Source organism: Streptomyces sp. DSM 42067 (assembly GCF_055792885.1).
The window spans coordinates 5,634,802-5,655,073 of sequence record NZ_CM147706.1; the positions used below are offsets into that span (position 1 = coordinate 5,634,802).

At 68.4% G+C, this 20,272-nt stretch carries 11 protein-coding genes; 8 read left to right on the forward strand and 3 right to left on the reverse strand.

Features of this window, described 5'->3' with window-relative positions; genetic code table 11:
* Positions 1-18: 18 nt before the first annotated feature.
* Together ACSMXV_RS25830 and ACSMXV_RS25835 are read left to right on the forward strand one after the other, a co-directional pair.
* Positions 19-681, forward strand: coding sequence for an RNA polymerase sigma factor (locus tag ACSMXV_RS25830; RefSeq protein WP_473173616.1), 663 nt, complete (start codon positions 19-21; stop codon positions 679-681).
* Positions 681-1,994, forward strand: a complete 1,314-nt coding sequence (locus tag ACSMXV_RS25835; RefSeq protein WP_473173617.1) for a hypothetical protein — start codon at positions 681-683, stop codon at positions 1,992-1,994. The genes ACSMXV_RS25830 and ACSMXV_RS25835 overlap by 1 nt, the downstream gene beginning before the upstream one ends.
* A gap of 367 nt (positions 1,995-2,361) precedes the next feature.
* On the opposite strand, the gene ACSMXV_RS25840 is transcribed toward ACSMXV_RS25835, so the two are convergent.
* Positions 2,362-3,225, reverse strand: coding sequence for a L,D-transpeptidase family protein (locus tag ACSMXV_RS25840; RefSeq protein WP_473173618.1), 864 nt, complete (start codon positions 3,223-3,225; stop codon positions 2,362-2,364).
* A 343-nt stretch (positions 3,226-3,568) separates the two neighbouring features.
* Here ACSMXV_RS25840 and ACSMXV_RS25845 point away from each other — a divergent pair, with 343 nt between their 5' ends.
* The 5 genes from ACSMXV_RS25845 to ACSMXV_RS25865 all read left to right on the forward strand — a co-directional run bounded on the left by ACSMXV_RS25845 (position 3,569) and on the right by ACSMXV_RS25865 (position 16,440).
* Positions 3,569-5,149, forward strand: a complete 1,581-nt coding sequence (locus ACSMXV_RS25845; protein ID WP_473173619.1) for an acyl-CoA mutase large subunit family protein — start codon at positions 3,569-3,571, stop codon at positions 5,147-5,149.
* 15 nt (positions 5,150-5,164) lie between these two features.
* Positions 5,165-5,824: a Uma2 family endonuclease gene (locus ACSMXV_RS25850; RefSeq protein WP_473173620.1), complete on the forward strand. Its 660-nt coding sequence runs from the start codon at positions 5,165-5,167 to the stop codon at positions 5,822-5,824.
* Positions 5,825-5,882: 58 nt separating this feature from the next.
* Positions 5,883-6,536 carry a leucine efflux protein LeuE gene (gene leuE / locus ACSMXV_RS25855; protein ID WP_473173621.1) on the forward strand — a complete coding sequence of 218 codons (654 nt, stop codon included), beginning with the start codon at positions 5,883-5,885 and terminating at the stop codon, positions 6,534-6,536.
* A gap of 215 nt (positions 6,537-6,751) precedes the next feature.
* Positions 6,752-15,898, forward strand: a complete 9,147-nt coding sequence (locus ACSMXV_RS25860; protein WP_473173622.1) for a golvesin C-terminal-like domain-containing protein — start codon at positions 6,752-6,754, stop codon at positions 15,896-15,898.
* 86 nt (positions 15,899-15,984) lie between these two features.
* Positions 15,985-16,440 carry a hypothetical protein gene (locus ACSMXV_RS25865; protein WP_473173623.1) on the forward strand — a complete coding sequence of 152 codons (456 nt, stop codon included), beginning with the start codon at positions 15,985-15,987 and terminating at the stop codon, positions 16,438-16,440.
* Between the two features lie 203 nt (positions 16,441-16,643).
* Here ACSMXV_RS25865 and ACSMXV_RS25870 read toward each other — a convergent pair whose 3' ends face one another.
* Positions 16,644-17,699 carry a hypothetical protein gene (locus ACSMXV_RS25870; protein ID WP_473173624.1) on the reverse strand — a complete coding sequence of 352 codons (1,056 nt, stop codon included), beginning with the start codon at positions 17,697-17,699 and terminating at the stop codon, positions 16,644-16,646.
* 185 nt (positions 17,700-17,884) lie between these two features.
* Between ACSMXV_RS25870 and ACSMXV_RS25875 the strand changes: the two genes are divergently transcribed.
* Positions 17,885-18,535, forward strand: a complete 651-nt coding sequence (locus tag ACSMXV_RS25875) for an MOSC domain-containing protein (RefSeq protein WP_473173625.1) — start codon at positions 17,885-17,887, stop codon at positions 18,533-18,535.
* Positions 18,536-18,653: 118 nt separating this feature from the next.
* Here the strand turns inward: ACSMXV_RS25875 and ACSMXV_RS25880 are convergent, their stop codons facing one another.
* Positions 18,654-19,817, reverse strand: coding sequence for an acyltransferase family protein (locus tag ACSMXV_RS25880; RefSeq protein WP_473173626.1), 1,164 nt, complete (start codon positions 19,815-19,817; stop codon positions 18,654-18,656).
* Between the last annotated feature and the right edge of the window lie 455 nt (positions 19,818-20,272).

Consider the following 20,272-nt stretch of genomic DNA (forward strand, 5'->3'; position numbering starts at 1 on the left):
AGGCGCAAAGGGAGAGTAGTGCTGGGGGACGACGCGGAGCTGACCGCCGCGGTGCTTGCGGCACAGGACGGAGACGAGACCGCTTTCCGGACTGTGTACCGAGCCGTGCATCCACGGCTCCTGGGATACGTAAGGACGCTGGTGGGTGATCCCGACGCCGAGGACGTCACGTCCGAGGCATGGCTGCAGATCGCCCGCGACATCGACCGTTTCAGCGGGGACGCGGACCGGTTCCGGGGCTGGGCGGCCCGAATAGCGCGCAACCGTGCGCTGGATCACATACGGATGAGGGGGCGCCGCCCCGCGATAGGCGGGGACGAGACCGAACTCACCGGGAAGGCGGCCGAGTCCGACACCGCCGGCGAGGCCATGGAGGCCCTCGCCACTGGCAACGCCTTCTCGCTCATCGCCCAACTCCCGCAGGACCAGGCCGAGGCCGTCGTCCTGCGTGTCGTGGTCGGACTCGACGCCAAGAGCGCGGCCGAGACGCTGGGCAAGCGCCCAGGCGCCGTCCGGACCGCCGCGCACCGCGGTCTGAAGCGGCTCGCGGAGCTGCTCGGCGACGACCCGGCCAGCACGGGCGCGCTCAGCGCCGTACCAACCCCGAGAGAACCGCGCACGCGCGCGGTGACGTCCGCAGGTGTGACGCATTCGCGTTTGCGGACGCAGAAGGACATGTGATGGCCGACGAGCGCAGTAGTTTTCCGGGGGGCGAGGAAGCCGGCGGTTTCACCGCGGGCGAACCCCGGATGCCCGGAGGCCGCCCGCCAGGTCATACGTCGGGCCGAACGCCTTCTCGTACGCCTGACCACCCGGCCGGCAGTGCAACCGAGAGTGCAGCTGCCCGTACGTCCGACGCATGGCTGGACAGTGACGCCGCGGAGCGTCTGCTGCGCGGCGAGCCCGTCGACGACGAGGCGCGGCCCCAGGCCCATCGGCTTGCCGCGGCGCTACGCGCGCTGACGGACGAGGGCCGTTCGCCCGCTGCTGCCGAACTCCCGGGCGAATCGGTGGTGTTGGCGGCTTTCCGGCAGGCGCATGCCGAGCGCCGCGCACAGCGCTCGACGCACGCGCAGCACCAGGAGAACGCGGTACATCCGGAGTATGCGGCGCCTCCGGAGGAGAGGCGGGGCCGCGTGCCCGGTCACGCCCCGGACCGCCTCGACGGCGGTTCCGTACGCCTCGGCCGCGCCGCCGCTTCGCACCGGGCCGCCCCCGCCCGCGGCTGGGGCCGGCCCGTGCGGTTCGCACTCGCAGCGCTGCTGGCCGGCTGCATGATCGGCGGGGTGGCCATGGCGGCGGGCTCCGGGGTACTGCCGTCGCTGTTCGGCGGCGAGGGCGAGCCGGGTCCGGCCGAGTCGGTCTCCGCCGCTGCCTCTCCCCAGCAGCCGCTGGTTTCCCCGACACCTGACGTTCCGGAGGCGGACGGCGGCTCCGGCGCGCCCGAGCCCGGCAGCTCCTCGAGGGGGTCCGGCGGCGACGCGTCGTCGGAGGCCGGCGGCCGGCAGGGCGACGGCGACTCCCCGCAGTCCGGCGACGGCAACGCCGGGCGCACCGAGGAAGCCGTCGAACGGTGGAAGCGCACGGTCGCCCTCTGCCGCGACTACAGCGCCGGCAAGCAGCTGAGCGAAGAGAAGCGGCGTCACCTCAGCGATGCCGCTCAGGAGAGCGGCACCAATCGCGTCGACCGCTACTGCAAGGGTGTCCTGAAGCAGTCCGAGGCCGAGAGCGGTACGAACGGCTCGGACGACGACGGGGGCGACGACAGCGACGACGGTGACAGCTCCGACAAGGGGAACAGCGGCAACGGCAATGGCGATGACGAGGGCGACGTGAGCGACACACGCAACTCCGTCGAGAGCAGCGCCTCCGACGCCGCCGACCCGGCCGGGGCTGCCGACGCGCCCACCAGCACACCGACGCTCCTCACGTCGGACAGCGCGCCGGAGCCGACCGCTTCGGCATCCTCCAGCGCGCTGCCCGCCGGGTCGTAGCCGGCGCCCAGTCACCGTCGGCCTGCCTGATCACGGCCCGTTCGCCCGGCATGGTCGGTTTCCGGCCAACGCCGCCGTCGTGCCCGTAGCGGCCACCGGCAGCCCTCCCGATGCCCCACCCTCGTCCCGCCGCTGAACTGCGGAAACACCAAAAGCTCGGATGCTCGCCGGCGGGGGTGTGACATTTCCGGGGGCCATGACGCTGTAAGAAATGAGCCGACTGGTCATCGGCCAGGCGCGAGCCAGGGTTCCCCCCGTACCCAAGGCTCGGCGCTATTGGCGCGGGTGGGACACGTTCCCCCGGTCCCACCCGCGCCCTTCAAGGCCTCGCCTCCCAGGCACTCTCACCCCGTGGACGACCCACAGGTCACCAGTAGATGACCACCCGGTCACCGTTCCGCACTTGCCCGAACAGGTTCGCGATCTTCCCCTCGTCCCGGACGTTCACGCAGCCGTGCGAGGCGCCGCTGTAGCCCTGGGCCGCGAAATCGGCGGAGTAGTGGACGGCCTGGCCGCCGCTGAAGAACATCGCGTACGGCATGGGGGTGTCGTAGATCGTCGAGACGTGGTGCCGGGACTTCCAGTACACGCTGAAGGTGCCCTCGCGGGTCGGCGTGTACTGGGAGCCGAACCGCACGTCCATCGACGACAGCACCTTCCCGTCCACCATCCACGACAGCGTCCGGCTCTTCTTGCTGATGCACAGCACCCGGCCCGTCATGCACCGCGGATCGGGCTTCGCGACCGGCAGCGTGGTCGGCGGATAGAGCTCGTCGCGGGTGGGGGTGCCGGTCAGGCTCCGCAGCTTCCGCCAGGTCGCCGTGTCCGTCTTGCCTGTACGCGGCAGATCGTGTGCGCCCTGGAAGGTGGAGACGGCGGCGGTCGTGATCGTGCCGTAGTAGCCGGTGGGGGCGCGGTCGAAGTGCTTCAGCGCGCGCAGCCGGGCCTGGAGTTCGCGCACCTTCCCGCTCGTGGCGCCCTGCGCCATGAGGACCTTGGGCTTCTCGGGCGTCCGGGACGGCGTGGCCGAAGCGCTCGGCTTGGCGTCGCCGGCCTCCTCGGACGGCTTGCCCGGCGGCGCGGACGTCGGCGAGATACGCACCGGCGGCACCTTCTCGTCGCTGCCGGCGGCCTGCGCGGTGCAGCCGGCCGTCGCGCCCATCAGGGCGAGCGCGGCGGCCGCGGCCAGCGACGCGCGGAGGACGGGTGTATGTGTGACAGACGCGCGCATTGGATCCCCCCGTGGATTCCACTGTTCCCGTACGTTGCCGTATGCCCCCTTCAGATGCTTCCCGGGCGTGCCTGGTTGCGAACGTGGAGGCATGGTTGCGGAAAAGCCGGAGAGAGAGCGTGTGAGGGGTCGCGAAAGGGGCGAGTGAGAGGTCGGGCAAGGTCGTGTCGGGGAGCGTGTGGGAGGCCGTGTCAGGGGCTTCCGGGGGGCGTGTGAGCAGGCCCTCAGGGAGGCTGTGAGCAAGGTCCCAGCGTGGGCCTCTCCACTGGCCGCACGCCCCCCACTACAGTCCGTCGCGAGGGTCGGTCCTTAACCAGTGAGTAACTCAGCGGGAGGCACAACCATGGCGCGGGAGTCGGAGTCGGGACTGCCCATCGAGCCGGTGTACGGACCGGACACCCTTGAGGGCTGGGATCCGGCCGCGAAGCTGGGCGAGCCGGGTTCGTACCCCTTCACGCGCGGTGTGTACCCGTCGATGTACACCGGGCGTCCCTGGACGATGCGCCAGTACGCGGGCTTCGGCACCGCCGTCGAGTCCAACGCCCGCTACAAGCAGCTGATCGCCAACGGCACGATGGGTCTGTCGGTCGCCTTCGACCTGCCGACCCAGATGGGCCACGACAGCGACGCGTCGATCGCGCACGGCGAGGTCGGCAAGGTGGGCGTGGCGATCGACTCGATCGACGACATGCGGGTGCTGTTCGGCGGGATTCCGCTGGACAAGGTGTCGACGTCGATGACGATCAACGCCCCGGCGGCGCTGCTCCTCCTCATGTACCAGCTGGTCGGCGAGGAGCAGGGCGTACCGGCGGACAAGCTCACGGGCACGATCCAGAACGACGTGCTGAAGGAGTACATCGCGCGCGGGACGTACATCTTCCCGCCCAAGCCGTCGCTGCGGCTGATCGCGGACATCTTCAAGTACTGCAAGACCGAGATCCCGAAGTGGAACACCATCTCGATCTCCGGCTACCACATGGCCGAGGCGGGTGCCTCGCCCGCGCAGGAGATCGCGTTCACGCTCGCGGACGGCATCGAGTACGTGCGCACGGCGGTCGCGGCCGGCATGGACGTGGACGACTTCGCGCCGCGTCTGTCGTTCTTCTTCGTGGCCCGTACGACGATCCTCGAGGAGGTCGCGAAGTTCCGTGCCGCCCGTCGCATCTGGGCGAAGGTGATGCGGGACGAGTTCGGTGCGAAGAACCCGAAGTCGCTGATGCTGCGCTTCCACACGCAGACGGCCGGTGTGCAGCTCACGGCCCAGCAGCCCGAGGTGAACCTGGTCCGCGTGGCCGTCCAGGGCCTGGCCGCGGTCCTCGGCGGCACGCAGTCGCTGCACACCAACTCCTTCGACGAGGCCATCGCGCTGCCGACCGACAAGTCCGCCCGGCTTGCCCTGCGTACGCAGCAGGTCCTGGCCTACGAGACGGACGTGACCGCGACCGTCGACCCCTTCGCGGGCTCCTACGTCATAGAGAAGATGACCGACGACGTGGAGGCCGCCGCCCTCGAGCTCATGGGCAAGGTCGAGGACCTGGGCGGCGCGGTCAACGCCATCGAGCGCGGCTTCCAGAAGAACGAGATCGAGCGCTCCGCCTACCGCATCGCCCAGGAGACCGACGCCGGCGAGCGCGTCGTGGTCGGCGTCAACCGCTTCCAGCTCGACGAGGAGGAGCCGTACGAGCCGCTCCGCGTCGACCCGGCCATCGAGGCCCAGCAGGCCGAGCGCCTGGCGAAGCTCCGCGCCGAACGCGACCAGGCGGCCGTGGACACGGCCCTCGCGGAACTGAAGAAGGCCGCCGAGGGCACGGACAACGTCCTCTACCCGATGAAGGACGCGCTGCGGGCCCGGGCGACGGTGGGCGAGGTGTGCAACGCGCTGCGGGAGGTCTGGGGGACCTACGTGCCGAGCGACGCCTTTTAAGGCGGTGTCCCTTGAATGAGTGATCGCGAGCGGAATGTCGGCGAGGGCAGTTACGCTCGGGGAGAGTGGACTCCCGAAAAGGAGGTTGCCGTGGCTGTGATGCAGGACGAGATGACGATCGCTGAGGCCGCAGATCGTGTCTCCAGCTGGCTGCCCGGGCACCGCGTGGAGATCCTCAACGGGAGCTTGATTGTGACGCCACCGCCGGATGGGGCGCATGCCATGTCGCTGACCTGGCTCATGGGGGAGTTCCACGACGCAGGGGCGCGGCGGGCGGGTGTCAGATACGGGCAGGTCATCGGTCTGTGGCTGTCTTCGGCGCCGGACGACTACGCCGTTCCGGATTTCGCGGTGGTCGACGCCGATTTCATGGATGCACACGTTCAGAAGAACTGTTACGCGCCCAACGTCTTCCGCTTGGTGTTGGAGGTGACCTCCTCGAACTGGGCGGATGACACTTTCATGAAGGTGGAGTGCTATGCCACTTCGGGAATCCCGGTTTACGTCGTCGTAGACCGCAAGCATGACCAGGTCTTGGTCCATACGGAGCCGGAGGGCGACAAGTACAGGGTGGTCACGCCGTACAAGCGGGGCACCACTGTTCCCCTGCCTCCCTCTGTCGGCGTCGACCTGGAGCTGTCCGCCGACCGTCTCCTCGACGGCGACGAGGACTGACGTCCGCGGATCGAAACCGTGAGGCGGAGTGGCGTACCCACATGCGACACTCCGCCTCATGCTTGGCGTTACCAACCTTCCGACCTATCTCGCGGGGCTTGTCCTCATCATCCTGTTGCCGGGGCCGAACTCGCTCTATGTGCTGTCCGTCGCCGCGCGGTGCGGCGTTCGCAGCGGGTACACGGCGGCCGCCGGCGTGTTCCTCGGGGACGCGGTGCTGATGACCCTGTCTGCGGCCGGTGTCGCCTCGCTGCTGCAGGCCAACGCCCTGCTGTTCGGGATCGTGAAATACGCGGGTGCGGGTTATCTGAGCTGGCTCGCGATCGGGATGCTGCGGGCCGCGTGGGGGATGTGGCGTACGCGGCGGGAGCGGGCTGTGGCCGACGAGGTGACCGCGGCGGCCGCCGCCGACGAGCGGCCGTTCCGCAGGGCCCTCGTGATCAGTCTGCTCAACCCGAAGGCGATCCTGTTCTTCGTCGCCTTCTTCGTGCAGTTCGTGGACCGGGCCTACGCCTACCCGGCCATCTCCTTCGTCGTGCTCGGCGCCTTCGCGCAGTTGGCGAGTTTTCTCTACCTCAGTGCGCTGATCTTCAGCGGGACACGGCTCGCCGACGCCTTCCGCCGTCGCAAGCGCCTGTCGGCCGGGGCGACGTCGGCGGCGGGTGCGCTGTTCCTGGGGTTCGCGGTGAAGCTGTCGCTCGCCAGCGCGTAGGGCGGGCCGTACGAACGGTACGCCCGCCTTCGCTGGGCGTACCGCCGTGCCACCAGAGCCGCGCACCTGGCTCAAAACTTCCCGTTTGAAAGGGACTTGGTGCCATTCAGGCAGCCAATGCCCCATATAAGCGCGATGTCTCCATGCTTGACATGCGCACGCGTATCTTCTGTAGAACTCGCTGCCGGCGACCGCCATCAGGGCGCCGCTGAACCATGTCCGCTTCCCGAAAGGATCCGGGGCAAGCAGCGATGTTCGGATTCGGACCACGCGCACGACGCATACTGGCGACGACCGGCATGGTGTCGGTCCTCGCCGCGGGACTTCCACAACCAGCCTTCGCGGCCCCCGCCGACGGCAAGGCGCTGCTCGGCGGCATCAAGGACTGGCTCGGCGTCGATGACGACGAGCAGGAGCCGGCGAAGCCTCCGACGCTCTCCGACGCGGGGGTGCCGAGCAACGAGCACCTGCCTCGGGGCAAGACCAGAGCCAAACCCAAGCGGGTCAAGGAGCTCAAGGAAAGACGCACGCCCAGCGCCCGCTACTGGCAGCTGTCGGACGGCAGGATCCAGTCGGAAGTCTCCTCCGTGCCCACGCACTACGAGGCGGGCAAGGACTGGAAGCCCATCGACACGGCCGTGCGCGGCACAGAGCGCGACGGCTACCGGTACGCCAACACCACCAACCTCGCCAGGACCTACTTCGGTGAACGGCCCGGCGAACTCGTCCGGTTCGAACTGGACAAGGGCCACTGGGTCGTCCTCGGCCTCAAGGGCGCCGAGTCCAAGAAGCTCACCCCCAAGACCGACGGCGACACCGTCACGTACGAGAACGCCCTCGGCGACGGCGCCGACCTGACGTACACGGTCGGACACGGCACCGTGAAGGAGGGCATCGTCCTCGACGGGCCCCCGAAGGGCGCGCCGTCCTACGAGTTCACGCTCACCACCAAAGGCCTGAACGCCAAGCGGCTCAAGGGCGGTGCCATCGCCCTCTACACCGACGCCTCGGGCCCGAACCGGCCGGATCTCGTCATCCCCGCGCCGTTCATGACGGACGCGAAGAAGAAGGCCGACTCCCCGTACGGCACCGCCGGCACCGACGCGGTCAGCCAGACGCTCAAGGGGTCCGGCCGCGACGGGCGCTATGAGCTCACCCTCCGTCCCGGCGCCAAGTGGCTCGCCTCGGACAAGCGCAGCTATCCGGTCGTCATCGACCCGACCATCTCGATCTCGCCGACGGTCACCCAGTCGCAGGACGTGATGATCTCCTCGGACGGGCCGACCGACAACTACGACGGCGTGTGGCGGCTCTCCGTCGGCAACACCTCGACCGGCAGCTCCCGCGCCCTGCTGAAGTTCCCCCTCGGCAGCGTCCCGGCCGGGACCAAGGTGGACTCGGCCGACCTGCGCCTCTACTACGACCAGACGCACACCACGGGCGACACCGAGGTGCTCCTCGAGGCGCACCGGGCCACCCAGGCCTGGGACGAGACCTCGGCGACCTGGAACAGCGCCAACGGAATCACCGGTGAGCTGTCCGGCACTTCGGTCCTGGTCGACGACCGCGACTCGGGCACCACCGCAGCCAAGGGCGCCTGGCCGGCCTCGACCAACACCGCGTACACGCAGTACGCGGTCAACCAGGACTACCTGTACAACAAGGACGCCGTCGCCGGGGACACCTACACCTGGCAGCCGAACGTGCCCGAGGACGGCGACTACCGGGTCGACGTGCACTACGTCCCCGCGTCCGACCGCGCCACCAACGCCCCGTACACGGTGACGTACAACGGCGGCACCAAGGCGTACACGGTCAACCAGAGCAGCGGCACGGGCGGTCAGTGGAAGACGCTCGGCACGCACCCGTTCAAGGCCGGCACGGCGGGCAAGGTCGTTCTCGGTGACGGCCCCGCCTCGACCTCGACCGCCGTCCTCGCCGACGCCGTCCGCCTGACCAAGGGCGGAGTCGCCGTCAAGGAGCCCAACAAGAGCAACACCTGGAACTCCTTCAGCGTCACCAAGACGGTCCAGTCCTGGATCAACGGCACGAACCCGAACCACGGCTTCGTCGTCAAGGCCGCCGACGAGAGCAGCACGGCTCCCAAGGGCGGCCCGCGGTACGAGGCCGCCGAGTACGCGTACAAGGGCGAGGTCGCCAACTATCCGCGGCTCGTGCTCACCTACGGCCGCCCGGGCGTCGCCCTGGACGCGCCCTCGGTGATCCACGCCACCGGCGCCGAGCTCGACTGGTCCGCCTACAACGACCCGTCGGCCGACCTGGGCGACGACATCGTCGAGTACCAGGTGCACCGCAGCGTCTACCAGACGTTCACGCCGTCCGCGCAGACGCTGGTCGCTCCCGTGGACAAGGAGAAGACGAGCTTCACGGACACCACGGCGACACCGACACCGGCCGACTCGGCCGACTCGTTCGGGAACGTCTTCTACTACATGGTCGCGGTGAAGACACGCGACGGACAGGTCGTCCCCGCCGCGACACAGATCGTCAAGCTGCCCAAGGCGGGACGCACGACGCTGGTGCTCCAGTCCGGGCAGACCGACACCACGCTGTCCTCCGCCCAGCCCACCACCGGCCACGACACGATCTCCGACTCGGGCCTGAACAAGAACTGGCTGTCGGTCGGCAACAACTCGTCCACCTACGGCAAGACGCGTGCGCTGCTGAAGTTCCCCGGTGTGAGCGCGATCCCGGCCAATTCCCGGGTGCTTGAGGGGCGACTGGACCTGTGGGGCTTCACGACCACCACGGGGACCGCGGGCGCGATCTACGAGGCCCATGGCCTGACCAGGGACTTCGACGAGACCGCGGCGTCCTGGAACAACGCCGCGAGCGGCACCGCGTGGACGACGGCGGGCGGCGACATGGACGCCGCCGTCGCCGACACGGTGGGCACGGTCACCAACGACCCGGCACGCCAGTCCTGGTACCTCTCCTCGCTCGCCCAGTCCTGGGTCAGCGACCCGGCGAGCAACAAGGGCGTGGCGATCAGGCTCAAGGACGAGTCGGCGGCCGGTCCGCAGGAGCGGACGCTGTTCCTCTCCTCGGAGACGGAGGAGCCCCAGCTGCGCCCGCAGCTGGTCGTGACCTACATCGACAAGAGCACCGACTCGACGTACTTCGCGCCCTACACCCCGGCGCGGATGATCCCCGGCGACGAGTACTCGGTCGACGTCACGCTGACCAACACCACCACCTCGGAGTGGAAGGCCGCCGACCAGGTGCTGTCGTACACCTGGTCGCTGCCGGACGGCACGGACGCCACCACCGGCGGCAACCAGGTCGAGACGGCTCTGCCGGAGGACGTCTCCCCGGGTGAGACGGTCACGCTCAAGGCGGCCCTGAAGGCCCCGATCAACTCCGACTCGGGCAACAAGCGCCTCGACTACGTCCTCAAGTGGGACCTGCGCAACAAGACGGCAGGCACCTGGCTGTCGGCCACCGAGAACATCCCGCCGCTCGCCCAGAACGTGCGGACCGAGGACCCGACCTCCGACCAGCTCGGTCTGGAGAAGTTCTACTCGTACGCGGGCAAGAACACCGGTGCGGGTTCGACGCTGATGACGAACCTGTACGCGGGCAACACGGTCTGGCAGTACAACGCCTTCTCCAACCCCGGCCGCGGTCTGTCGACCTTCGTCCGCTTCGCGTACAACTCCCAGGACACCTCCGACACCGTCCTCGGCCATGGATGGTCCGCGCAGGCCGCCATGCCGCTGCGGCTCGGCGCGGCCCTGGACTTCCACCCGAACCCCAACCCGACCGAGGTGACGCTGCCCGACGGCGACGGCACCGCGCACGTCTTCCGCAAGCAGGACGACGGGACCTGGAAGGCCCCGGCGGGCGTGCACTACCTGCTGCAGCAGGGCTCCGGCGTGGACTGCACCCCGGACAAGGACGGCGACCCGAAGGCATGGTCGCTGACCCGCCCGGACCGCTCCCAGTTCTTCTTCGACTGCGACGGCTACCTCACGTCGATCGTCGACAAGAACGGCAACACGCAGACGTACACATACGAGGAGCGCAAGTCCAACAACAAGCCGGTCAAGTTCCTGCGGTACATCACCGACCCGGCGGGCCGGCAGTCCCTGACGGTGGACTACTACGCCAAGGGTGACTCGTACCCGTACATCAACGACGCGGGCACGAAGGTCACAGGCACCAACCTCACCAGCCCGAAGATCATCGACCACGTCAAGTCGATGACCGACATCTCGGGCCGCAAGCTCGAGTTCGTCTACAGCGACAAGGGCCTGCTCGGTGAGCTGACGGACGGCGCGGGCTCGTCCCAGCCGAAGGTCTTCAAGTTCGTCTACGACGCCACGCAGGGCAACAAGAACGCCAAGCTGGTCAAGGTCACCGACCCGCGCGGCAACTCGACCTCGCTCGACTACTACTACCCGAGCGAGGGCGACGACCCGAAGTTCCACTGGAACACGCAGACGATCACCGACCGGCTCGGCGGCGACACCGGCTACGTCTACCGCGACACGGACGGCACCGCGGGCTCGTTCGTCGAGACGAAGGTGACGGACGCGGAGGACCACACCGCCACGCACCTCATCGACGGCTACGGCCGGCCCACCCAGATCACCAACGCCAAGTCGGAGACCACCAAGCTCGGCTGGGACGCGGACAACAACGTCGTCCGGCTGGAGGAGGCCAACGGCGCCGTCTCCACCTGGGTGTACGACCAGAAGACCGGTTATCTGCTGGAGACGAAGGGGGCCGAGGCCAACAAGAACGGCACCGGCGCCGGCAAGCTCGTGTACGCCACCGGGCTGAACGGCTACATCGCCGACATCTTCCAGAAGAAGTCCCCGGAGGGCCGCACCTGGCAGTTCGGCTACGACACCCGCGGCAACCTCACCTCGGTCACGGACCCCAAGGGCGTGGCCTCGGCGACGGCGGACGACTACACGACCTTCTACGAGTACAACACCTACGGTCAGCTGACCAAAGCGACGGACGCCAACGGCAACCCGACCACCAACAGCGGGTTCGGACCGACCGGCTATCCCGCCACGATCACCGACGCGCTGGGCGCCGACTCCTCGTTCACCTACGACGAACGCGGCAACGTCACCAAGATCGTCAACGACAAGGGCGCCGAGGTCACCCAGACCTACGACGTCTACGGCCGCCCGCTGACCAAGAAGGAGCCGAAGGACCAGGCCGCCGGCCTCTTCATCACCACACCGGCACCGGTCTACGACGCCAACGACAACATCGTCCAGGTGTCGCAGCCGAACGGCACGGTCTCCACTTCGGTGTACGACAAGGCCGACCAGGTCACCGAGACCGTCCTGCCCAAGGACGAGCCGACAGACCCGGTCCGGAAGACCACGACCACGTACGACAAGGTCGGCAACGTCCTGACCACCACCGAACCCAAGGGCAATCTGACGCCCGAGGCCGGTGACTTCACCACGACGGTCCGCTACGACGCGGTCTACCAGCCGATCGAGACCGTCAATGCCAGCGGTGACAAGGTGACGACGGCGTACGACAACGTCGGCAATGTCACCAAGGTCGTCGACGCCCGCAAGAACGCGTCGGCGGATCCCGACGACTACGCCGTCAAGTACACGTACGACCTGAACCACCGGGTCGTCACATCGACGGACGCGGCAGGCAACACGACCTCGTCGAAGTTCGACCTCGACGGTCTGAGCGTGTCGATGACCGACCCCGAGGGCAATGAGTCGCTGGCGAAGTACGACGAGCGGGGCGCTCTCGTCGAGTCCAAGGTCGTGCGCGACAAGGACGGCTCCGGCAACCCGGTGTACCGCACGGTCCGCTACGAGTACGACGAGGTGGGCAACCCCACCAGGACCGTCACCGCGCGTGGTGTGGCCACCACGGACGACCCCGACGACTTCGTCTCGGAGACCCGCTACGACGCGCTGAACCGGGTGAAGGAGGAGATCTCCCCTTACGACAAGGACGATCCGAAGTACGGCACACCGGACCGCACCTTCTACTTCTACGACTCCGTCGGGAAGCTCTCCGAGGTCTCGGCGCCGGCGTCCGACGGCCAGACCACCCGCAACGTCACCAAGTACACCTACTACGACAACGGATGGACGAGGACCTCTGAGGACCCGTGGGACATCGTGGCGTCCTACGACTACAACGAGCTCGGCCAGCAGACGAAGAACACCCTGACCTCGGCGGGAGGCTCCCAGAGCCGGACCATCACCACCGACTACTACACGTCCGGTAACAAGAAGTCGCGCAGCGAGGACGGTATCCCGGTCGGCCTGGCCGCGGTGGTCGTGGACAGCTCCGACTTCAACAACACGGCGATCCAGGGCAACTGGACGCGTTCCCAGGCCGAGAAGCAGTACGGCTACGACACGCACTCGCATCCGGCCGGCACGGGCGCGGACAAGTTCGTGTGGCAGCTCAACATCCCGCAGAACGGTACCTACGAGGTCTTCGTGCGGTACCCGAACATGACGGGTGCGGCCACCGACGCCAAGTTCACGGTCGACCACGACGGCGGCAGCGCCACCAAGACCGTCGACCAGACCAAGAGCGCCGGCACATGGGTCTCGCTCGGCAGCTATGCCTTCGTCGAGGACGGCCCGCAGAAGGTCACGCTCACGGACGCCGCCAACGGAACCGTGCTGGCCGACGCCGTCAAGCTGGTCCGGAACAACACGGGTGACACCGACAACGAGAAGAAGGAGTTCACCTACCGCTACGACGCCAACGGCAACTTGATCGAGGTCGGCGACCACTCGCCGAACCCGAAGACCGACACCTACCGGCTCGCCTACGACGGACTGAACCGGATCGCCAAGGTGGAGGAAGTCGCCGCGGGCTCGGTCAAGAACACCACCGCCCTCACTTACGACGAGAACGGCAATCCGCTCACCTCGACCCATGACCTGACCTGGTCGAAGTTCGAGTACGACATCCGGGACCAGGTCGTCAAGGTCACCAACGCCGACTCGCCGACCGCGGGGAACCAGCAGATATCCAGCTTCAGCTACACCGCTCGCGGTCAGCTGCTGAAGCAGACGAAGCCCAACGGCAACACCGTCGACTTCACGTACTACCCCGACGGTTCCATCAAGAAGCAGGTGGAGAAGAAGGCCGGCGGGACGACCGTCGCCCAGCACGACCTCGAGTACACACTCAATGGCCATCGCGCCAAGGACGTGCTGAAGCTGATGAACGCCGACAACACGTCGGACTACATCGACAACACGTACACCTATGAGTACGACCCGCAGGACCGGGTCACCAAGGTCGCCAAGACCGGTGACTCCTCGTCCACGGAGACCTACAGCTACGACGGCAACGGCAACGTCGTCGAGCAGTCGGTCGGCGACGTGCCGACGACCCACCGCTACGACCGCAACCGTCTGCTGTCCTCGGCCTCCGGCGGTGTCACCAACACCTACAACTACGACCCCCTTGGGCGTCTCGACACGGTCTCGGCCGGCGGCCAGACCATCGAGAAGTACTACTACGACGGCTTCGACCGCACGGCGAAACACCGGGCCGGATTCGGAGCCGCCGCGCGGACCACGACCTACGCCTACGACCCGTTCGACCGCACCGTCACGCAGCAGACCGACGGCACGGAAGGCAAGACGACCGCGTTCACCTATCTGGGCATCGACTCGACGGTGCTGCGGGAGACGGTCGACGGAAAGGCCGACAAGTCCTACCAGTACGCGCCGTGGAACCAGCAGCTGACCCAGATCAAGCACAAGGACGACGGCACCAAGGAGCTGTCGCAGTACACCTACCACCCGCGTGGCGACGTCGAGGCCATCACCAAGGAGGACGGCAACACCCGCGCCACGTACGGCTACACCGCCTACGGCTCCGACGACAAGCAGCAGTTCTCCGGGGCGGACAAGCCCGATGAGGGCAACCCCGACAAGGAGACGTACAACGCCTTCCGGTTCAACGCGGCCCGGTGGGACAACTCGAGCGGAACCTACGACATGGGCTTCCGCAACTACGATCCGGGGCTGAACAGGTTCCTCACCCGGGACATGTACGGTGGCGCGCTCGGCGACATGGCACTGGCCATGGACCCGTTCACCGGCAACCGCTACTCGTTCGCGGGCGGCAACCCGATCACGTTCGTGGAGCTGGACGGTCACCTCTTCGGAATGTCGTGGTCCGACATCGGTCACGCGGCACTCGACGTGGTCGGCCTGGTCCCGGTCGTCGGTGAGGTCGCCGACGTGGCCAACGGCCTCTGGTACCTGGCCGAGGGCAACTACGTCGACGCCGCCCTCTCCATGACCTCGGCGATTCCGCTGGCGGGATACGGCGCGACCGCCATCAAGGCGGGCCGGTACGTCGACAAGGGCATCGACGCGCTCGACGCGGCCAACGACGTCCGCAAGGCCGAGAACAAGGTCGACGGCGCGGTGGATGCCGCCACGCCGCCCAGGCCGAAGGACACCACCCCGGACGGTACGGCGCCCAAGGACCAGCCGGACGCACCGAGTTGCAAGGTCAACAGCTTCGTACCGGGCACACAGGTCGTCATGGCCGACGGCAGCACCAAGGCCATCGACGCCCTGGACGTCGGAGACCAGGTCAAGGCCACCGATGTGGAAGGAGACGACACCCGTACACGCGTCGTCACCGACACACGCTCGCACGAGGGCGACAAGAAGCTCGTCACCCTCACCGTGAAGTCCGAGGGGAAGACCGGCAAGGTCACCTCCACGGAGGGGCACGAATACTGGCTGCCCGACGCGGGACGGTGGGTCGAGGCCGGTGACCTCGCACCCGGAATGTGGCTGCGCACCTCGGCAGGCACCTGGGTCCAGATCACGGCGGTGGAGCACAGCAGCCGCCATGCCCGGGTGCACAACCTCACGGTCAGCGGCGTTCACGACTACTACGTGCTCGCCGGCGGCATCGAACTCCTCGTCCACAACGGCTGCGGCCCGGGCGGACAGGACCGGGCGCCGGCCGGCCACCAGTACCAGGGTGGTGTCTACAAGAACCTCAAGGACCCGGCCACCGGCAACAACGTTCCCGGAACCGAGATCAACCACATCCCCCCGGACTCGGTGACCGACTTCGCCTACGGCGACGGCCCGGCGATCCAGATGGACTACCTGGACCACCGCGCCGTGTACTCCACCGGTCGCTATCGCGCGTCGCAGGCCTGGCGCATGTGGCAGAAGGAGCTCATCGACGCCGGCCGCATCGACGAGGCGGTGCAGATGGATATCGATGACATCCGTCGTAGATTCGGCACCAAGTACGACGACGCCATCCGGCAGATGGTGGACGGGCTGGCCAACAACCCGGCCTACCAGGCGCTGAGGACCGTACCTGGTCAGATCGGCTGACCGGCGCGTAAAGGTCCGTGATCGGTTCGTGGTGGGTCAGGGTGCATCAGCCCTGGCCCACCACGGCCATGTGAGGAATGAGGAACATGATTCTTGAAGTGACGCCCCCGTTCGGGGTGGGCCCCGTCCGGGTCGGGATGACCCTCGACGAGGCCGAGGCGGCCCTGCGCGGCATCGAGGGCTACCGCGAGCCCGAGCCGACGGGCGTGCCGACGAGAGGGACCGCCGACTACGACAGCGGGATGTCCATCGGGGTAGAGACCAGCGGCGGTCTCGTCGAGGCGGTCCAGGTGTCCCGCCCCTACGGCGACGTCGAGGTCAGCTACCAGGGCATCGACCTGCTGCGCACCCCGGCGCGGCAGGTGATCGAGCGGCTGGGAGCTCTGACGGAGCTGGAGGAGGACGAGGGAGGCCGCAGCTATACGGCTCCGGAGTTGCTCCTCGCCTTGTGGCGTCCCTTCGTCGAGGACGAGAACCCGGCGGAGGAGCAGGGTCACTACTTCCAGTCCGTACTGGTCGCGCGGCCCGGCTACTACGACTGACGAGCGGGGGAAGCCTGGTGGCAGAGCCCGTGCCGCCCGGGCGGGATGAGCTGGGCGGCGGGCTGCCCGCCTCGTACCGTGCCTTCCTCGAGGTCGCGAACGGTGCCTCGTGTGGTGACGTGACCGTCTTCGGAGTCTCCAGGGTCGAGGGCATGCAGTTCCAAGGCCGCCGGGAGCCTCCCCGCGAATGTCATACGGGTACGTCAGGGCGCGTCGGCGAGCTGCCACAGGTGGAGGGTGGTCTTGTCCTTGGAGACGGTGTACCAGGCGCCCTGCCCCGCCCATCGGGGCGATCCCGAGACGGGGAGTGGGTAGGCGATCCGGCCGCCCAGGGCCATCGTGCGTGGGTGGACGAGCCAGTGGCGGGGGACCTCCGCGTGGTGCTCGGTGCCGACCACGGCGGTGTCCTCGTACGGGAACGCCGCCTCGTAGTCCCAGCACACGCGGTCGCCCTCGCTTGAGGGAGGGGGCACGGCTTCCTCTGCGTTGAGACGCCGCAGTTCCGTGCCATCCTCCGCCCGGTGCAGGTAGAGGGCCCACTGCCCAGGATCCGTGGTCAGGAAGTGCTCCCCGGAGGGGCTCACGGCGAGGAGGACCTCCTCCTCGAACCGCTGGAAGGTGAGCTTCTCGCCGTCCCAGTGTCCCCACAGCACGGGCGAGTTCTCCTCGCCCTCGAGGACGGTCAGTCCCATGTACGCCGGATCGGGGTGGGGGAAGTGGAGGGAACCCGATCCCACGGTCATCGTTGCGGCCCGGGTCAGTACCGTGCCGTCGGCGGGGTCGATGATCAGCCATTCCTCATCGGCGTCGTGCCCCGTGGCGTTGCGGATGTGGGCCCAGAGGAGTTCGCCGTCGGGGGAGAAGGCCGCCGAGCCGCTGTCCGCGTGGCCGTGGTGGTAGTCGTCGGCGTACTCGGCGAACGAGGCGTGGGCCTGGGTGCACACGGCGGCGGACCAGCAACCGTGCCGGATCTCCCACTGCACGGCGCCGGTCGAATCCACGGCTCGCAACGCGTGCACGCCGGCGAACACGGCGACATCACCCGTGGGAGAGACGGTCACCGAGCCGTACCGGCGAGGCCAGGGCACGGGGAAGCGCACCTCCGTCCCCTCCCCGCCCAGGTCGCGGACGACCAGCTCGGTGTCCCCACGCTGCACGAGCAGCCTGCGGCCGGGCCAGTGCAGCACGTGGGGAGCGTCGGCTGACGCCGGGTCCAGCGGAGCGGCGATGGCGGAGACGAGACGAGCGGCGACGGTCACGGAGTCCTCCGGCACGGACGACGCGAGGGTGTGGGAGCCTGACGCCTTCACAACCCTACGGGGAAGCCGCGGCGGCAAGGGGGGCGGGTCGTCGTCCCGACTGTGCGGATGATCTGCGTAGGCGTCGGTGCGCGCCACGGAAATGTGTCGCCCTCCGAGGGCAGCGGACCGTAAAGTCGCCCCCCATGAAGCTGCTCTCCGTCAATGTCGGCAGGCCCCGCCCCAACCCGTGGAAGGGCCTCAGCGCGACGGGCATCGACAAGCGGCCCGTCGATGGCCCGGTCGCTGTGATAGCCCCCGGCCCCAAGGGCACCGGTACGGTCGGTCTCGTCGGCGACCGGGTCCACGACGTGAAGCACCACGGCGGCTCCGACCAGGCCGTTTACGCCTATGCCCGCGAGGATCTCAACGGGTGGGAGGCCGAGTTGGGCAGGCCGCTCACGAACGGTGTCTTCGGGGAGAACCTCACGACCATCGGCCTCGACGTCAACGGCGCCCTGATCGGCGAGCGCTGGCGCATTGGGCCGGACGTCGTTCTGGAGGCGTCGTGCCCACGGATTCCGTGCGCGACGTTCCAGGGCTGGCTGGAGCGTGACGGTTGGATCAAGCGGTTCACTCAGGCCGCGCGGCCGGGCGCGTATCTGCGTGTGATCGAGCCGGGGGAGATCCGCGCCGCCGATCCGGTGGAGATCGTGCGCCGGCCCGACCATGACGTGACCGTCGCGCTCGTCTTCCGCGCGATGACACGTGAGCCGGAACTCCTGCCGCGGCTGCTGGTCGCCGACGCGCTGCCGGAGGAGATCAAGGAACTGGCCCGCAGGCGTACTCACGCATAGACGCGAACTCGCAGGCGTTCGCCCGCCCTTACGCCGACGTGATCGCGCACTGCTGCACGAACGAGGACGCCGACCGGTCCTGACCTGCACTACTTCCCGGCTTCGAGGTAATCCCGGCTCAGCGCCCCCTGGTCGCCAGCTGCGAGCGCAGCAGCGGGGTCATCCACCCCTCCACATACCGGTTCAGCAGCCACGCCAGCAGCAGCATCGCCGCGAGCGTCAGACCCAGGGTCGCGTACGACGGCAGGCCCAGGCCCCGGTGCAGCGCGGCCACCGCCACCCAGCCCAGGTGCTCGTGCACCAGGTAGAACGGGTACGTCAGGGAGCCCGCGACCGTCAGCCAGCGCCAGTTCGCCCAGCTCAGGGCGCCAAGTGCGATCGCGGCCACCGCCGCGAAGCCGAGCGTGACCACCAGGATGATGGCGAGCGACGAGCGGTACGAGAAGAAGTCCGGGTCCGTCGGTGCCTGCCACAGCCGCGTCACCGCGTAGTGCTGGCCGATCAGCCAGCTGACGGCGACGACGCCCCAGGCCGTGGCGTCGCGGCGGTCGCGGTGCACCAGGTAGAGCCCGATACCGCCGATGAAGAAGGGTGCGTAGTCGGGCATCAGGACGATGTTCAGCCAGGGCTCGTTCGCGGCGTCCGCGATGGCCGCGGCCATCGTCCACACCGCGCAGAACAGGAGGATGCGCTCGCGCGTGGCCCCGGGGAGCACGACGCACAGGGCGAACAGAGCGTAGAAGCGGATCTCCGCCCAGAGTGTCCAGCACACGCCGAGCACCCGGTCCACGCCCAGCGGGTACTGAAGCATCGTCAGGTTCAGCAGCGCATCGCTCGGCGACACCGCCTCGTAGGCGACCGGCGGCAGCGCGAAGACCGCGGTGACGAGCACCACCGCCGCCCAGTACGAGGGCAGCAGCCGTGACGCACGGGAGGCGAAGAAGGAGCGCAGCGGCCGGCCCCAGCCGCTCATGCAGATCACGAAGCCGCTGATGACGAAGAAGATCTGCACGCCCAGAGAGCCATAGGCGAACCAGGTGTGGGCCGTGGGGAACTGCGTCCTTGTGGAGGATCCCCAGGCCTCGGATATCTCGCCGTCCCGGCCGCCGTAGTGGTACGCGGCGACCATCAGCGCGGCGACCAGGCGGAGCCCGTCCAGGGCGCGCAGCCGGCCTCCGGCGGACTTCCTCCGCGGCGGTACCGCGGTCGTGGCACCCCCCGGTCTCGCGAGACCCGTGGCGGCGGGCTGGGGCTTGGATGTGCTGACGACCGTCTCGGTCACGCTCGAATACCTCGGATGCCTCGTACCGTCCGCGGGTCTGTTCGGGCGTCGTCGCGCCCGAGGCGCCGTCCTGCGCAAGGCACCCGCCACCGTCATGAGTCCGCAGGCGTCTGTCCCCGCCCTGCGGCCGGCGCCTTCGCGGCGCCGTTCGCCCACCCTAAGCGGCCGGTTGACGCGACAGCCCTCGATCAGGCTGGGCTTTGCCGGTCCGTCCCCAGCAGTTCACGTCGATGTCGCACGGGGGCCCGGACGGGTGAAGTAGCCGGTGAAGTAGTGGTGGTCTGGTAGAGACCGAGGCCGCAGCCGCATCAGGTCCTGGCGTCGAGCTTGGGGGCGGGGGTCCGCTCGCCCTTCTCGACGGTGGCGATGCGTGAACCCTGCGCCCACAGTCAGCGGAATGCTCGGCTCCGAATGTCCGGCGGTGCGCGGCTCCGAGCGCCCGGAGCCCAGCACCC

Bases quoted from the DNA above. Each gene is read 5' to 3' on its own strand.
- ACSMXV_RS25835 (WP_473173617.1), top strand. From the start codon at position 681: ATGGCCGACGAGCGCAGTAGTTTTCCGGGGGGCGAGGAAGCCGGCGGT.
- ACSMXV_RS25840 (WP_473173618.1), bottom strand. From the start codon at position 3,225: ATGCGCGCGTCTGTCACACATACACCCGTCCTCCGCGCGTCGCTGGCC.
- ACSMXV_RS25860 (WP_473173622.1), top strand. From the start codon at position 6,752: ATGTCCGCTTCCCGAAAGGATCCGGGGCAAGCAGCGATGTTCGGATTC.
- ACSMXV_RS25875 (WP_473173625.1), top strand. From the start codon at position 17,885: ATGAAGCTGCTCTCCGTCAATGTCGGCAGGCCCCGCCCCAACCCGTGG.
- ACSMXV_RS25845 (WP_473173619.1), top strand. From the start codon at position 3,569: ATGGCGCGGGAGTCGGAGTCGGGACTGCCCATCGAGCCGGTGTACGGA.
- ACSMXV_RS25865 (WP_473173623.1), top strand. From the start codon at position 15,985: ATGATTCTTGAAGTGACGCCCCCGTTCGGGGTGGGCCCCGTCCGGGTC.
- ACSMXV_RS25850 (WP_473173620.1), top strand. From the start codon at position 5,165: ATGAGTGATCGCGAGCGGAATGTCGGCGAGGGCAGTTACGCTCGGGGA.
- leuE (WP_473173621.1), top strand. From the start codon at position 5,883: ATGCTTGGCGTTACCAACCTTCCGACCTATCTCGCGGGGCTTGTCCTC.